Here is a 17154-nt window from a genome sequence, read left to right as displayed (position 1 = left end):
CGATAATTAAATCTAAATCATGAAAAATATTCTAAGCATTCTATCTATTGCTATTTTGGCAGCTTCAGTAGTAGCCTGTAGTTCTGGTAAGAAATCTGAAGAGGCTGATGTGGCCACTTTAGAAAATGTAAAAGAAAAGGTGGAAAAGGAATTCAAATATCCAATCCCAACTTCTTTTGAGGTAACGGAACTACTACAAGACGCTGGTGCTGCATTCGTTTGGAACATTACAAATCCAATCGAAAACGTAGACAAATACGAGACCCAGAGAGATAAAGCACTGAACCTCGGAATCTACGGTGCTGATTTAAGCTATGCCTGCACCTACAACAGTCAGGAAGAAACGATGCAAATGTTAAAGGCATCTAAAGCTTTGATCGATGGTTTAGAAATACCAGGTGTTTTTGACGATGAGATGGTAGCCAGAGTAGAAAAAAATCTTGACAACAAGGATTCTTTGATACTTATTGTAACTAAATCATTCTACAACACTTACTCAGAGCTCAACAAGTCAGGACAAGATAAAATGTCTTTCTTGGTAGTAGCTGGCAGCTGGATTGAAGGCATCTACATCACTTGCCAACTAGCTATCTCTAGTGACTATGATCCAAGAATGCTAAACATAGTAGCTGAGCAGAAAAAATCAGCGAACAAATTAGCTGAGTTTGCTACTCAATACGCTGACGACCCAGACATTGAAGCTGTAAGGCCATTGCTGCAATTCATGCAAATCATCTATGAGGGCATTGACCCGGCTACAGGAATTACGAAAGGTCAGCTTGATGACATTTTTAGCAACGTAGAGAGTACAAGAAACGAGATTATTGGCTAAAACCAATTATCATCCAATTAATAAAAAGGCATCCTGATGAATCGGGGTGCCTTTTTTTCTATATTTAAATTCCTAAACCCATAACAAAGTTGTTACCTGCATGAGTGAATCGATTATCAACGCCTTGATGCGCTTGTTTGCCATTATTGAAAGTGTGAAAGACGAAGTGGTCGATTCAGGCCATATCATTGTGAAACCCTATCTGGAAGCCCAACTTAATCATGATCTTGCAGAACAATACCTAAACCTTTACCAAGACTATGTTGAGTTCTACAGACGAGAAGCTTCTTCGTCAGAGGAAGAGTTGGAGAACGAAACTAAAAACATCATTCAGGTCACCAAAATCTGCCAACAGCTAAACAAAGAACTACTTCAGCACGAACGGGTGATTGTTTTCATTCAGCTGGTGGAATTAATCAATACAGATAATAAAGTCTCTGACAAGGAAAATGACTTTATGCAGCTGGTTGCGTTGAATTTCAATCTACCCAAACAAGAAATTAATGACATCACCTCCTTCATCCTAGATCCTGAAATAAAGGAATTATCCAAGGCCAACGGCATGATCATCGATAATAAGGTGACCGAATGGCCGGAGGAGATTGCTTGGATGATGAAAAAGAAAAAGGAACCAGGCATTAATGAGTTCAGGCATATCCATGTTGAAAATCTGTTTGGACAGATCAAAGTCCTATTTATTCAGAGCATAGGCACCTTCGTCATCCAATACGATGGCCCACTAAATTTGTATTTAGAAGGGAACAAAATTTCCAAAAACAAAACCTACATTCTTAAATCCGGCGCCATTATAAAAGGCAGCAGTATTGAGCCGATTTACGAATCAGAAATCAGTAAGAGATTCTTACTAGACCTTAAGAAGGTAAATCTTGTTTTGCATGGGGATGATATGCAGTTCAAGTTTAAGAACAGTAACAACGGCATCCAGCCTTTCAGTTTTTACGAAGAATCTGGTCAGCTCATCGGTATCATGGGAGGTAGTGGCACGGGCAAGTCCACGCTCATTAATTTGCTCAATGGCAAATTAGAACCTTCTGGTGGAAAAATTAAAATAAATGGACACAGCATCCCTAGATGTGTGCAATCCGGGGTTATTGGATATGTCCCTCAGGATGACCTTTTGTTTGAAGAACTAACAGTCTATCAAAACTTATTTTTCAATGCGCGCCTTTCTTTCAGTGATTTCTCCAAGAAAAGACTTGATCAGGCGATTAACAAAGTTCTTGAAGACTTGGATATCGACGAAATTCGAGACCTTCAGGTGGGCAGCCCACTCAATAAGTTTATCAGTGGCGGTCAGCGTAAACGTCTCAATATAGCGTTGGAACTACTCCGTGAGCCCTCTGTTCTTTTCGTAGATGAGCCCACCTCTGGGCTTTCTTCTATGGACTCAGAAGTGGTGATGAATCTATTGAAAGAACAAAGCAGAAAGGGCAAACTGGTCATTGCCATTATTCATCAGCCGTCGTCGGACATTTTCAAATTGTTTGACAAACTCTGGCTGCTTGACAAAGGAGGATACCCCATTTACAATGGAAACCCTGTAGACGCCGTGGTGTATTTCAAAACCATGAATACACAAGTGAATGCGGCAGAAAGTGAATGTAGAGTCTGCGGAAACGTGATCCCCGAACAGATTCTTCACATCATAGAAGCCAAGGAAATAAACGAAGTGGGTGAAGCCACCAAACAAAGGAAAATTTCACCTGCTCAATGGTATGACAAGTACTTGGAGAATTTGGCGCCAAAGCTCAAGAAAATTAAGTTTCAAACCGCGCTTCCTCCTTCCAACTTCTTGATTCCAAATTTGGCACAGCAGTCCAATATATTCCTGCAAAGAATCTTGCTTTCGAAAAAAACTAACCTACAGTATATTCTGCTCAATCTCCTTGAACCACCCCTATTAGCATTGATTTTGGGTGTACTGGCCAAGTACTCGGTTGGTAATGAATATATCTTTAGTGAAAATAAAAACATTCCAGTTTATCTATTTATGACTGTGGTTGTGGCCCTTTTTCTAGGGCTATCGGTGAGTGCAGAAGAAATTTTCAAAGACAAGAAAGTACTCGAACGTGAGTCGTTTTTGAATCTTAGTCGATTCAGCTATATCAATTCTAAAATCATCTTTCTATTTTGTCTATCTGCCTTGCAGATGTTCATTTTTGTGTGGTTTGGAAATTACTTGTTAGAAATCAAGGACCTGAACTTTAGTTTTTGGCTCGTCTTATTTTCGGCAGCCTGTTTTGCTAATATGGTCGGGCTGAACATTTCTTCTGGGCTAAATTCTATCGTGACCATTTATATCCTTATCCCACTCATTTTGGTGCCACAACTTTTATTGGGAGGAGCTATGATTAAGTTTGATGAGCTACACTACAAGATCGGAGACAAAAAACACGTACCACTAGTGGGTGATGCCATGGTCTCTCGGTGGGCTTATGAAGCTTTAGCTGTAGAGCTATTCAGCAACAACAACTATGAAAAGCATTTCTTTGATTATGATAAACGAATGAGCGATGCCAGTTTCAACTTTGCCTACCTCATTCCAAAAATTCAAACTAAACTCAAACTAGTTTATCAAAATATTCAGGCTGGAAATCAATCCAGTGCTTTGCAACGTGAAATCGATATTTGTAGAAAAGAATTAGAGAAAATGCAGGCCAAAGACGGGAATACACAGTTTTACCGACTGCGATTTCTCGATATGGAAAAATACGACTCCACCTCACACCACCAAATTCTAGCTCAACTCAATTTGCTTAGAAAAAAATACAAAAACTTCAAAGATGAAGCGGTAAAGGAGAGAGAATCTCACTACTATGAAATGGTAGAACAATTGGGAAAAGAGGGTCTATTGGAACTCAAGAATGCAAGCCACAATAAGACTCTTGAAAATCTGGTAACCAATCGAGATGAAATAGAAAAAATCTTCGAGGCAGACGATGAGTTGATTCAAAAGAAAGATCCCATATTCAAAACACCAGACTCAAATATTGGCAATGCCCACTTTTATGCTCCGGTTAAAGTTTTTGGGAATGCACAAATTGATACTTTTTATTTCAATATCATCATTATATGGCTCATGACCGCATTTTTTTACATGACCCTCTATTATGATGTACTTCGAAAATGTCTAACTTTTATTACCAACAAATTCACTAAATACTAACCACAACATACTCAAATGAAGCTCAACTATTTACTCGCACTGCTTGCCGTGGCGACATTAAACGCCAACGCTCAAAAAAAGAAAAAGGATAAATCAGCTACATCAAATCTTGCGGCTTCTGAAGCAATTATCAAAGGGTTTATCGATTATTCTATCGATGAAACAACTGATCGAATTTACCTTCATATTTCGAGGCTAGATGAGGAGTTTCTATACCTGCCCTCCTTATCCTCAGGCGTTGGGTCCAATGATATCGGGTTGGATCGTGGTCAACTGAGTGGCGAGAAAGTAGTGAAGTTTCAAAAAGCTGGTAACAAGCTCCTGCTCATCCAGCCCAACTATGATTATCGAGCCATCAGCAACAATCCAGATGAAGCCCGTGCAGTTGAAGAAGCTTTTGCCCAATCCGTGATTTGGGGATTTGAAATATTACAAAACAACAATGGGGTTTTCAAAATAGACATCACCGATTTTATCATCAGAGATGCCGTTGGTATAGCCAAAACCTTAGCACAAACTCAGCAAGGTAACTACTCACTAGACCCAAGCAGATCAGCATTAAACACAGCAAGAATTAAAAACTTCCCCAAAAACACAGAATTTGATGCTATACTCACTTTTGCAGGCAGCCCACAAGGCGACTGGATTTATTCAGTAACTCCTTCTGCAGAAGCAGTGACCGTAACCGTTCATCACTCCTTCGTCCAGCTTCCGGATAACAACTATCAAACCAGGAAATTTGACCCAAGAGCAGGATTTTATGGTATCTCTTATTATGACTACGCCACTCCTATCAGCGAGCCACTATTAAAAAAATATACTTGTAGACATAGACTCATTAAGCAAGACCCTACGGCAAAAATATCTGAAGCCGTCGAACCAATCGTCTACTATTTGGATCGAGGAGCACCTGAGCCTATAAGAAGTGCGCTACTAGAAGGGGCCTCCTGGTGGAATCAGGCCTTTGAGGCAGCCGGTTTCAAGGATGCCTTTCAGGTCAAATTATTGCCTGAAGGTGTAGATCCTATGGATGCCAGATATAATATTATTCAATGGGTACACCGATCTACCCGAGGATGGTCTTATGGTGCCAGCGTGGTCGACCCAAGGACAGGTGAAATAATCAAAGGACATGTCACTTTGGGTTCCCTACGTGTCAGACAAGATTACCTGATTGCCGAAGGCTTGCTCTCACCATATGCAAAGGAATCGATAGACCCAACGATGGAAAAACTAGCTCTTGCCAGACTGCGCCAATTGTCAGCACATGAAGTGGGACATACCATAGGGCTAGCTCATAGTTATGCCTCTAGTGCTGAAGGTCGCGCTTCGGTCATGGACTACCCTCACCCAAAAATTGACCTGATAGATGGAAAGATTAGTTTGGACAATGCCTATGATGACAAAATTGGAGCTTGGGACAAAGTCGCTATTACTTATGGTTATTCCCAATTCGATGCATCTGTCGATGAAGAAGACTCATTAAATCAAATCATTGCTCAGTCCCTGAACGATGGACTCACCTTCTTATCAGATCAGGATGCGCGACCTCAGGGCGGTTCTCACCCCTTCGCTCATTTATGGGATAATGGTAAAAACCCAAGCGAAGAACTAAATCACTTGATGGATGTCCGTAAGGTTGCATTAAATAATCTTGGTGAAAATTCCATCCGAACAGGAACACCGTATGCTCAACTAGAGGAAGTCTTAGTTCCCATGTACTTTTTGCACCGATATCAAGTTGAAGCCGCTGTAAAACTAGTTGGTGGGAGAAATTATCGATATGCGTTGAAAGGTGATGGTCAATTGATCACGGAAGTTGTCACAGGAACGACTCAGGTAGAGGCCATCAACTCCTTGCTTAATACCGTGCAACCGGAAGCTTTAGCGATCCCTGAGGACTTGTTAAATATCTTACCTCCTCGCGTGCTACATCAAGATCGAACCAAAGAAATAGTAAATCTTAGAACCAGTCCAAATTTCGACGCGCTCGGAGCTGCCGAAACAGCAGCAGATTTTACCTTTTCGCTCATGCTAAATCCAGCTAGGGCTTCGCGTATGATAGAATATCATAGTCGGGACAACTCACAACCTAGTCTTGATTTTTTACTAGACAAGATGCTTGACGCTACTTGGTATCAAAAACCGAAAGAAGGTTATTTGGGTGAAATTCAACACGTAGTGAATTTGAATTTGCTCGGTCATATCATGAATCTGGCCACCAATGATACGACAAACCCTCAGGCCAATGCACTAGCTTATCAGGCACTCAATAGATTGAAAACCAGACTAGAGTATAAATCGAATAGTAGCAAAGGCACCATAGCCAACCGCCAATATGCGCACAGGCTAATCGAAGAATTTTACCAAAACCCTTCAAAGTTCATGACAAAACCAGCTCAAACAATCCCAGCCGGATCACCGATTGGATCAGGCTTTGGCTGTAGCCAATAACTGGATTACTTCGACTTTTTGAAGGCCTTAATACTCGCATTCAACTGATAGTTATTGCAAGGGCCATAGCAATTGGTGGCTAATTCGTAGTACGGCACTGTCTCGCTTTCAACTACAAGAAAGTTGAGGTACGCCATTTGTTCAATAACATGCTGAGGGATTTCTCCTTTCACCACTATGGGTTCAGCATAATTTGGTTCAGAATAATATTCCAGAAGCGTTGTTTGTGCCGTATGGATTAGGTCATCGCCAGCATTGAAGAACTCTATATCAAGTGTGAGCCTTACCCCCATCTCCTCTTTCTTGATATCCATGTCTCCAGTGAGCAAATAACTTCCTGTGTTCTTAACAGCAATCTCCGCGTGCAGCATTTCCCAATCGGTCAACTTTCCTTGAGGGAATCCGATATTATTATTGAATTTGAAATACTTGCAATCAGGAAGATTACAATAGCTCTCTAGATTATAACCATTATTAATTTTTTCGCTCTGACTAAAGGCCATTTCAAGCATGGCAAAAGCACACAAGCCAAGTGCTATAACTTTTTTCATTTCAATCTCCTTTTTGGTTGAGATTGAAAATTAAATCTTAGTAAAAGTATAAAGTATGTAATTCGGCAGGATTGAGAGTGTTTTTTAATCTTTTGTAAGACCCATTTGCCTAAAAGCTATACTTAAATCTTCCGAAAAACATGGAACCCCCGTCACCGTAAAGCGTCATAGGATCCCCTCTAAAAAGCTGCGCGGCGACAAGAAAATCAAAATTTTCAACCACGGACCATGTCACATTGGGTCCAATAAAGAGCGAGCCATCTTTAGGATTAAGCATGGTCGCTAGTGCCGTGTTTAATATGGGAGAAAGTGCCCCGGAAATCTGAAAAAACAAATTATGCATAGCCGGACTCAAAGTCTGCGCACTTAAACTACGGTCCAGGTAAAATGCCGCATAATCCCCTGATTTTGCATTCAAGCCTCTGGAATTAAACAAATAGGCCGTTTGAAAATACAATCCATTGGTAAAAGTATAATCAAGCTCCATAGAACCTACAAACTGGGTCTCTCCAGCCGCTTCATTCATAGGAATGAAATAAGTACCCTCACCTCTAAAGCCTGCTCCCTTGATGTCTCCAGCCCAACCGCCACCTGCCACAAAGAATTCCTTTTGGTAACCAGCCATAAATTGAATATCGTAGGTATGTGTGTTGAACTTATATTTGGCCGCCAGCGTACTTCCTTTTAAGCTGTCTGCCAATGCATAAACTACACTTAGCGACGACGCAGCGCTTGTGTAATAGTTCACCTGAACCGCATCCGTGCCTGGCCGCTCTTCATAATCGAAATCAAAAAAGGAATAGGAATTAAAAATATCATTGGGGTTCCAAATTAATGTCGTTCCCCAATTCACCCGTTGTCTTCCCGCGATCACTTCCAGGTCATTTTTTTGATACATAAGATTCATTCGATCGAAAATGGTATGAAGAACTGTACTAGAACTGCTGCTCCATACAAAACTCATATCAAAAAAACCCGGATCATCTCCCAGGTTGCTATACGCAAACGGTATATCACGAACCAGCTCTCCCCAGAAAAATCGATTCCTCATAGAGGCCTTAAAAGTGAAATTATCATTCCAATACCAGGTATAATTCAAGCGATTGTGGAGAAAATTGTCTGTGATCATACTACTATCACCAGGTGGCAGAATCACCGTATGCATGTATTTCATATAGCCATTCAGGACCATGCTTTCATCCTGCGCCCATGTAGACGTGCAGAACAAACAGGTAAAAGCCAGAATTAAAAATTTACTTCGTTTCATCGGCTATCTTCCCATCCTCCAATTTGATCAATCGTTTGGCTCGTTTCATTACCCGATCATCATGAGTTGAAAAAATAAAGGTCGTTTCTTCCCTTTCATTCATTTTAAACATCAAGTCCAAAAGGTTCGCGGTTGCCTTACTATCCAGATTGGCTGTCGGTTCATCCGCTAATATGAACTTTGGCCTAGACGCCAAAGCTCTGGCCACAGCCACTCGTTGCTGCTGTCCACCTGACAACTGATTCGGTCTCTGATGAGCCTTGTCTGCGATCTCCATGGCTTCCAAAAGCTCCATCACTCGCTCCTCAATGCTTTTCTGAGGAAACTGTTGCAATTCCATAATGAAGGCCACATTCTCATAGGCACTCATTACAGGTATCAGGTTATAAGCTTGAAATACAAAGCCAATATTGTGCAGTCTAAAATCCGTCAATTCTGTACTACTGAGCTGAGAAATGTCCTGACCATCCACATGTACCGAACCCCTAGTTGGTATTTCCAGTCCGCCTAATAGATTCAAAAATGTCGTTTTTCCACAACCAGAGGGTCCAACAATGGCAGAGAACTCTCCCTTCTCAAAAGCAAGTGAAATACCATTCACCGCATGAACTGGCACTGTATCGGGGTTATAAACTTTCGTTACGTCTGTGGTCTGAATAACACTCATGATTAATCTCTTATGGCTAATGCGGGATTTAACTTAAAAGCCCTAATAATTGGAAAAATGGATGAAAAAACAGCGGTGCAAACTACCATGCCTGTAATGATTGCATAGAAACTATAGTCTAGTGTAGGATAGACAATGGCCGACATACCGAATTGTTCCATGCCTTCTTTGAAACTTTCAAAATGCATCCCTACGCGACCAAAGTACTCAATGGAAACGAGCGCCAAAAGATTACCCATTATTCCCCCTACCAAACATAGAAAGATAGTTTCTAACGTAATCATTTGAGCAATTTTCTTCTTTCGCATGCCTAGAGATCTGAGCATACCAATTTCCTTGGTCCGTTCTAAAATTACCATCAGCATAGTATTGATAATTCCGAAGATCAAAGCAATAAGCACGATTCCTACAAGGATATAATTAAACATCTGCATTAAAGATCCGCTCATACTTAGCGTAGGATTGATTTCCTTCCAATCCTCCGTTTTGTAATCAGGGAACGTGTGCTGCAATACAGCCACGGTGCTCGATAAGTTTTCCTGATTGGTAACGCGAATGGCCATTTCATGCACCTGACCCTCGTTAAGTTTCAGAATCTTTCGCAGATCACTTTTTCTAACAAATACATTGCGGTCATCAAACATGGTACTGTTTGTATCAAAAATTCCATTTACTTTAAAATTTTCATACACCATATTTCCTGTCTTGTCCGCCAGTGTAAATATGATTTTCGATTTCAACCTAACTTTTAGTTTTTCTGCTAATCGCTCAGATATGATGATGGGTTTAAATCGAGATTCGGTTTCTAAATATTGCCCCTCAATCAATAGATTATACACTTCAGTTACTTGTTTTTCCTGATTAGGATCTATGCCATATAGTGTAATTTGAGCGCTATTATTGGCGGTCATCGCCATCGCTTCTGTTTTTATCCTAGAGGTAAATGACTTCACTTGATCATTGTTCCGAAGAACACCCTTCAGTTCGTTCTCATCCATGGTTAATTCCAGCTCCTCCATAATGAGATATTCGGCATGATGAATTTGAATATCCGATATCTCATTCTCAATCGTGCTCTTGATCCATTTATCCACCATACCGTTGGACATGCTTGCGATAAACAAAGCGCCAAACAAACCTACGGTAAGTGCCAAAATCACCGCAGCACTGCGCGTTTTATTTCTCCATACATTGCGCCAAGCGAGTGATATAATCATTGCCTTCCTCGGATTATGTCCACAATATTAAATTTCAAAATGTTGTTGAGCGGAATGACAGATGCGACAATACTGACTCCTAGCACAATGGCAAACTGCAACAACATATAGCCCGGCTTGATTGAGATCTGAAGAATGGGTTCCATGTTCATTTGCCTATACATTTCTGCACTTTCTTCCGGCACTGGAATTGGATTAAGGTAGTAGAAATAAACCACAGGGAAGCTAATAATCAATCCAGCCAAGGCACCCAATCCGGCAATCATTATCGATTCTAAGATCACCTGTGTCAAGAGCTTAGTTCTTCTCATTCCTATGGCAATCATAATCGAGAATTCTTTCTTTCTTTCCATGGTCATCATCAAAATGGTACCGAACAATCCAAACCCAATCACCATGTAAAGTATGCCTATCATGATTTTTCCAAAGAAATTGTCTGATTCGATTCCCGAAAGAATCTCTCTGTTCATCAATCTCCATCCTCGAGCTTCTAAGAGGGTGGTATCCATTATTGACTCATAGTAAGCCTGAGTCTCTTCAACCTCATCGTTGTCTTTAAGTACCAAGTTCACATTGGTCAATCGACCTTCCATAAAAAACAAATACTGGGCAGCATTTAATGGCAAGAAAATCATACGCTTGTTAAACTCTGCCATCGGATGGTCAAAAACACCTTTAATGGGGTACTTGCCAGCAGCAGTCACACCCATGTAACCCTGCCCTAATAAGACCAGCGTATCTCCAACTCCAATTCTCAAAAACTGAGAGAGTTCTTTACCAATCAACACCGCTTCATCGTTATCGTCAAGATAATCTCCTTCAATAATCTTATCCGCCAGTCCAATCTGTCGATCCTGGACAGCAGGATCAACACCTTGTATCAATACCCCTCGTGTATGAGGTCCGGATGAAGCCAGCACACCGCTCATCAACTGCGGCACCCAAAAATCAATGCGTTCATCACTATCCAGCGTAGATTCCAAATCTTCGGAAAACTCTATACTATTGAGCAGGGTTTTGTCCTCCCAATACAGCTTATCCATGAGCGCAACGTGGCCGGTAGAAGCGGTAATGGCGTCGTCCAACATTTTATCATAGGTACCAAGCTGCAAACCTCGCATCATAGTGGCAATGACTACAGCAAAAGTCACAGAACCTAATGTAATATAGGTTCGCTTTTTATTTCGCCACAAGTTGCGCCAAGCCAATGTGATTTTTCTCCTCATCGAACGCGTTTCATGTTTTGCTGAGAAAAGAAGCTTTCTTCCAAATCCGTATCGAACTTCAGATTTTTATTCACCATGATGGTTTGATTACCTGGTTTATTTATAGGCGTCATGACCATCTTAGCTGGCAACTTACGATCATCAAATTGAGTGATTTCAGAAGCTTCCATTGTACTCACCAGTTCGAAGTCTTCATCATAATACTCGGCCTTCATTTGATAGTATGCTGTTTTTCCTATCCAGATATTTATTTTACCCCATACCACTGAAGAGTTTGGTTTAGGAATCATCTCAATTTGATAGCATTCAATCCCATCCACTTTTTCTGATCCTATCATCTTATGGGTGTAGTCATCAACCAAACTATTCATCTTCACCAAATCATCATTGGTGAAATCCGACCCCATCCAGTTTTGTCCCATCATAGAAGGAGGCAACTTGATCATGCGACTAATATTCGGGATCCAATTCCACATGTCCGTTTGACGTTTCAAAAAAACTTGTCCTTTGTCTCTGGCCGGCCCTGTGATGTAGATCAAGAAATAATCTCTGCCTAAACTCCAGGATTTCATCGTCATGGTACGCGTATACCTTGGTCGAACGATAGTCATTTCCATTTCTCCCTGGCTACTCTTACCGTTAACTTTATCAAGGGATTTTTGGATGATATTTTTTGGATCTTGCGCGTGAGTCGAAAGGATTATTCCGCAGATTAGGCTTAGGGTTTGGATTGCTTTAATCATGAAATGAATTTAAATCATTTTGTCCTATAGTATAGTCGTACGCTTTACGAAAAGGTTCTAATAATCTTCATTAAATTTAACGTTCCTCACATTAATACTCAAAACACTATGAAATCATTGCTAAGTCTTCTTTTCTCGCTCGCTTTTCTAAGTTGCTCTCAACCCACCAAAAAGGAGCCTCCGACTGAGGCCGCACCCGCTCCCAAAATACAAAGACCCATAGCCGCAGACAATGGGAAGTTCTTTGATTTACAAAACTCAAGGTATTTATATGGAGGAGAAGATAGTTCTCAACACTTTGATGTGTCTAACCTTACCCTAAAGGAAAATCAATTTCACTATGGGATTGGTAGAGAAGCTTTTCCGGCACTATTAGCTCCCGAGTTTATAACCATGGAAGCTGCTGATACCATCTGGGCAGACAGCACACGCTTTTTAGTGGGCTCGATCAATGGAGAAACCAAAGCTTATTCAGTACCAGACCTCACGCGACATGAAATAGTGAATGATAGCTTAGGTGGCAAGCCAGTGATGGCGGCCTACTGTATTTTGGCAGACTTAGGAGCCATATATGAAAGAGACTACAATGGACGTTTATTGACGTTTGGACTCAGCGGCTACACTTATTTTGATGCTAGCGTGTGGGATGGATTGGATGGATTTGTATTCTGGGATAGAGAAACTGAAAGTCTATGGTGGCCTTTGATTGGCCAAGCAGTATCTGGTCCGTTGGAAGGAGTGAAGCTTTTAGAGATGGAGCAACAATATTGGGAAGACATCTCTTGGAAAGAGGTCAAGGAGAAATACGCTGATGTCAAAGTTTTAGCCTCCGGCCAGGATTTCCAACGACCAACTAGTTGGACAAAGTACAATGACGTTGAATCCATTACAGAACAGTTTCGAAAATAGGTGATCAAGTTATTTCTGCAATCACTATCTTAGACCAAACTTTTAAAACCAAACCATGAAAAACTTCACTTTCTTAGTTCTCATCGCTGCTATGTTCATGAGCTGCGAACCCGTCAAAACCAAAGATATGATCAGTGGGAAGTTTGCTCATTCTGTACTTATTTGGCTCAACAACCCCGATAATGCTTCTGATCGGCAAAAAATTGAAAAGGGTCTGAAAGAGTTAATAGAGAATTCTGACTACATCCGATCTGCCCATTTGGGTGTACCTGCCCTCACGGCCAGAGATGTAGTGGACAATTCTTACACGTATCATCTTATGGTCACCTTTGGGTCTAAAGAAGAACAAGACAAATACCAAGTGGAACCCGCTCACAAGAAGTTTTTAGCTGACTGCAAGAACCTTTGGAGCAAAGTACTGATCTACGATTCTATTAATGTCCTGAAAGAAGGTGAGAATTTGAAGTAGAAAGTACTCAAAACTTTGGAAGACTAAAGCATTTATCTTCGAATGAATTAATATGACTTTCTCTCCTTTCCAAAAGAACCTTTCCATTGTCCTTTTTTTAAGAGGTTACCCCCAGTTCGGATAGCCGAAATAAATCTTCAGTGGATTATAACCAATTGCAAAAACCAACCTTCACTTATAAAAATATTAGTTTTAAACAACCTGTCATGCCGCCTCTAAATCGATACTTTTTTGTCTTTTTTTTAATGATATGGGGCCGTTCTTTATTAGCTATTCAATCTTTCGATAGTTTACAAGCAGAAATTCTTTATAATAAGACTCGATCCTTTTTTAACAAAGCACAATACGATAGCTCAGCACATTATGCAAAAAAAGCAAGCGAGACCTATGCCTTATTAGGAGATTGGAAAAAGTACCTTTTTTGCCGAAATACGCTGGGATATTGTAGGGCTTATTCCAAGGATTTAGTAGGAGCTGCGAGAATATTCAAAGACAACATCCTGATAGGGTCTGAAAAGTTGGACGGAACCAACTCAGAATATATCATGACCTATGCCCATCTTTCTCATCCATTAAAAAAAATGGGACTTCTTGACAGCGCACTTTATTATTCAGAGCTCGCCATAGCACTGGCCGAAAAGAACCCTGTCATGGACAGCACGATTTTCGCCAGAATTTATTTAGCCGCCGCCAATGTTCAGTCAGCCAAATTCCAGCTCGACAAGGCCATGTCCAGCGTCAAGAAGGGATTGTGGATAAAAAAGAATCAACAGGATAGTATAGACAGTTATACCCAAGAACTTCACAATTCGTTGGCTATTGTTTATTATTATAAGAACAACTTCAACAGAGCAATTATCCACTACAGAAAGGCACTTCAAATTGCTTCAGAACTAACTCCGGACAATCTCTCTTATCCTGCGATGTATCTAAGCAACATTGGATTATGCTATATGATAGACCGCAATCTAGATTCAGCCAGCTACTTATTCGAAAAATCCCTACAAATCCGAATTGAACTTTTTGGTGCCGAAAGCTTACAGGCCTCACGGATATACGAAAATCTGGGATTCGTTCATAAGGAGAGAGGAGCTTTTGAAAAAGCACTAACCTATTATCAAAAAGCGCTCTCCGTTTATCAGGACAACTATCAGCCACTTCATCCCAGAATCGCCTCTACTCTTAGCAAAATGGCCTTTGTGTACAGTGAAAGCAAAGAATACGAAAAAGCCGCCACATATCTTAGACAAGCGATTGAACTGAATCAAAAGATCTACGGAATAGTTAATCGCCTAGCAGCCAACTACAAAGACCTCGGCTCTGTTTTGATAAAAGCCAATAGGTTTTATGAAGCTAGATCCGAACTAAATCATGCCCTTGAGATTATAAAGTCCCAGAATCAAATAGATGGTATTGCGCTGGCAGACACGCAAACCAAGATGGCGGAACTAGAGATACTGATGGGCAACTATGATGAGGCCAATGGATTGCTGATAAACAATTTAAAGATCTATACAGATAAGTATGGTCCAAAAAACTTCAACGTGGCGGATATGTATATTGAATTGGCCAGTTTAAGAATGAGGTCTAAAAAATATGATGAAGCATTGTCTCTGATACAAAAGGGATTATGTGCCGTTGTTGTCAATTTTGAAGAGGATAATATTCATCAAAATCCGAAGTTAGAGGATAACATTCTAAGAGAAAACACCTTACTGAAAGTGCTAAAACTTAAAGCCATCGCACTCCATAGAAAATACGAGCAAGAAGAAGGTCATCAATTACTAAACTCCGGTTTGGCAACAAGTGAGTTGGGGATATCTCTAGCAGAAAAGATCCGAAATGGATTTTTAGATGAAGAATCGAAACTAAGTACACTTAAAACCTCTGAAGATCTACTTGAATTAGGCATTCTAAATACCTATCAATTGGGTAATTCGTTAAAAGACGACGCATACTTGAAGCAAACTTTTTTATTGTCCGAAAAAAGCAAATCATCGGTCCTTCGCCAGACCATGCTCGAGTCCAAGGCTCGGTCTTTTGCCAATATTCCTGATAGCTTACTTCAAAAAGAAAATGATCTTAGGGCTGAGATTTCTTTTTTGGATTCCAAGTTAAATGAAGAAGAAAACAATGACATAAATAGGTCAAATGAGGAAGATTTAAGGTCTCAACGCTTTGACCTTAAAAGGCAGCATGAACAATTGGTTGAACGGTTCGAGCAAGATTTTCCAAAGTACTTTGACCTAAAATACAAAAACAAGTCGGCCTCGGTCGAGCAAGTTCAATCCTTGTTGGCTGGTAACCAAAACCTGATCGAATACTATCTGGGTGACAGCACGATGTTTATTTGGGTATTAAACCAAAAAGGGCTGACGGTAAAACAAATTCCTATACAGAGGCACAAAATTTCCGAATCAGTAAAAGCGTTTAAACAATCGATTAGACTACAAGACCAGCAGAGTTACGCACATCAGGCGAAACAACTGTATGATATATTGATCCAGCCTGTCAGGAACAAGCTGGTGGGTCAAAGACTAATCATTGTAGCTGATGCCGAATTATGGGAACTTAATTTCGAGACGTTGCTTAGCTCTGCGCCAGTATCTATTGATTACCAATCCTTTGATTTCCTTCTTAAGGAGTTTGCTATTAGCTATGCGTATTCCGCCAACCTCTTGTATTCACAACTCAGCAACAAGCCGGACACAGATACTCGACAAGAAGTACTAGCCTTTTCATTCAACAACGAGGATCAGACTGGTGACAATCTGACTCTACGAACACTCAGAAGTGACAAATTGGAAGATCTTCCGGGTTCGAGAAAAGAGATCCGGATGATATCAGAGTTTTTTGATGGTAACTATTTCTTTGGTCATCAAGCCAGTGAAGCCACTTTCAAAGCTCTGGCAGAAGAATACTTCATTTTACATCTGGCCCTGCACGGGCAGGCCGATAGTGATCACCCCTACAGTTCGAGTCTCAACTTCACCACAAAATCTGACTCCACAGAAGATGGTCGCCTGTATGGCCACGAACTCTATAATCTCTCTCTTCCAGCAGAACTGGCAGTTCTTAGCGCCTGCAACACGGGAGTTGGTAAGCTTATCAGTGGAGAGGGTTTGATGACCCTCGGCCGCGCCTTTACCTATGCAGGATGTAAAAGCCTGATCTATACGCAATGGGAAATTCCAGACACATCTGCTCCTCAATTGATGCAAGGTTTTTATAAAGGTTTAGAACAGGGTAAGACCAAAGATGTAGCTCTCCAGGAAGCCAAGCTGGCCTTTTTGGCACAAACCAATCCTGCCCAAGCCAGTCCATTCTTTTGGGGTGGATTTGTACTACAAGGCGTAACCGAACCTTTGGGTCAATCAAATAGCGAATACACAATCATGCTTGCTTTAGCAGCTGCTCTGGGGCTAGGTGTACTTTCTTATCGATGGCTTATTGGTTAGGAAACCTGATGTTTCTGGCAATCAAGATGTAATAGGCCTCCAATTGTAGCGTCCTCTTGACCAAGATCACAATGAAAAATCTTACTTTTAAAATATAAAACGGGTTGGGCACCCTTTCTCAATTTAGGCCGTAAAATCGCTACCGTTTATCCTACGGCCTGTGGGAGGAAGAAC

Annotated in this window: 12 protein-coding genes; 6 read left to right on the top strand and 6 right to left on the bottom strand. The window is 40.8% G+C overall.

Annotation, left to right across the window (positions count from 1 at the left end):
* Positions 1–19 precede the first annotated feature (19 nt).
* The 3 genes from R8N23_RS05075 (at position 20) to R8N23_RS05065 (ending at position 6473) form a co-directional block, all read left to right on the top strand.
* A complete protein-coding gene (locus R8N23_RS05075; protein ID WP_318170482.1) occupies positions 20–832 on the top strand; it encodes a hypothetical protein in 813 nt (270 codons plus the stop codon).
* 100 nt (positions 833–932) lie between these two features.
* Positions 933–4019: an ATP-binding cassette domain-containing protein gene (locus tag R8N23_RS05070; protein WP_318170481.1), complete on the top strand. Its 3087-nt coding sequence runs from the start codon at positions 933–935 to the stop codon at positions 4017–4019.
* Between the two features lie 15 nt (positions 4020–4034).
* Positions 4035–6473 (top strand): zinc-dependent metalloprotease, encoded by a 2439-nt coding sequence (locus R8N23_RS05065; RefSeq protein WP_318170480.1) that lies wholly within the window; start codon positions 4035–4037, stop codon positions 6471–6473.
* A gap of 5 nt (positions 6474–6478) precedes the next feature.
* Here R8N23_RS05065 and R8N23_RS05060 read toward each other — a convergent pair whose 3' ends face one another.
* The 6 genes from R8N23_RS05060 to R8N23_RS05035 form a co-directional block, all read right to left on the bottom strand.
* Positions 6479–7024 (bottom strand): hypothetical protein, encoded by a 546-nt coding sequence (locus R8N23_RS05060; RefSeq protein WP_318170479.1) that lies wholly within the window; start codon positions 7022–7024, stop codon positions 6479–6481.
* Positions 7025–7133: 109 nt separating this feature from the next.
* Positions 7134–8291: a hypothetical protein gene (locus R8N23_RS05055; protein WP_318170478.1), complete on the bottom strand. Its 1158-nt coding sequence runs from the start codon at positions 8289–8291 to the stop codon at positions 7134–7136.
* Positions 8278–8958: an ABC transporter ATP-binding protein gene (locus R8N23_RS05050; RefSeq protein ID WP_318170477.1), complete on the bottom strand. Its 681-nt coding sequence runs from the start codon at positions 8956–8958 to the stop codon at positions 8278–8280. The genes R8N23_RS05055 and R8N23_RS05050 overlap by 14 nt, the downstream gene beginning before the upstream one ends.
* 2 nt (positions 8959–8960) lie before the next feature.
* Entirely contained in the window at positions 8961–10175 is a 1215-nt protein-coding gene (locus R8N23_RS05045; protein WP_318170476.1) for an ABC transporter permease, read from the bottom strand.
* Complete coding sequence (locus R8N23_RS05040; RefSeq protein WP_318170475.1) at positions 10172–11401, bottom strand: ABC transporter permease; 1230 nt, start codon at positions 11399–11401, stop codon at positions 10172–10174. The genes R8N23_RS05045 and R8N23_RS05040 overlap by 4 nt, the downstream gene beginning before the upstream one ends.
* The gene (locus R8N23_RS05035; protein WP_318170474.1) at positions 11398–12144 is read right to left on the bottom strand and encodes an outer membrane lipoprotein-sorting protein; all 747 of its coding nucleotides are present in this window, start codon (positions 12142–12144) and stop codon (positions 11398–11400) included. The genes R8N23_RS05040 and R8N23_RS05035 overlap by 4 nt, the downstream gene beginning before the upstream one ends.
* Before the next feature lie 108 nt (positions 12145–12252).
* On the opposite strand from R8N23_RS05035, the gene R8N23_RS05030 reads away from it, so the two are divergent.
* The 3 genes from R8N23_RS05030 (at position 12253) to R8N23_RS05020 (ending at position 16980) form a co-directional block, all read left to right on the top strand.
* Complete coding sequence (locus R8N23_RS05030; RefSeq protein WP_318170473.1) at positions 12253–13053, top strand: DUF3179 domain-containing (seleno)protein; 801 nt, start codon at positions 12253–12255, stop codon at positions 13051–13053.
* A gap of 55 nt (positions 13054–13108) precedes the next feature.
* Positions 13109–13522: a Dabb family protein gene (locus R8N23_RS05025; protein ID WP_318170472.1), complete on the top strand. Its 414-nt coding sequence runs from the start codon at positions 13109–13111 to the stop codon at positions 13520–13522.
* Positions 13523–13728: 206 nt separating this feature from the next.
* Positions 13729–16980, top strand: coding sequence for a CHAT domain-containing tetratricopeptide repeat protein (locus R8N23_RS05020; RefSeq protein ID WP_318170471.1), 3252 nt, complete (start codon positions 13729–13731; stop codon positions 16978–16980).
* Positions 16981–17154 lie beyond the last annotated feature (174 nt).

Origin of the sequence: Reichenbachiella sp., assembly GCF_033344935.1 — a bacterium.
Taxonomy (GTDB): Bacteria; Bacteroidota; Bacteroidia; order Cytophagales; family Cyclobacteriaceae; genus Reichenbachiella.
The sequence above is the reverse complement of the archived record's forward strand: the minus strand, read 5'-3'. Positions and strand labels throughout refer to the sequence as shown.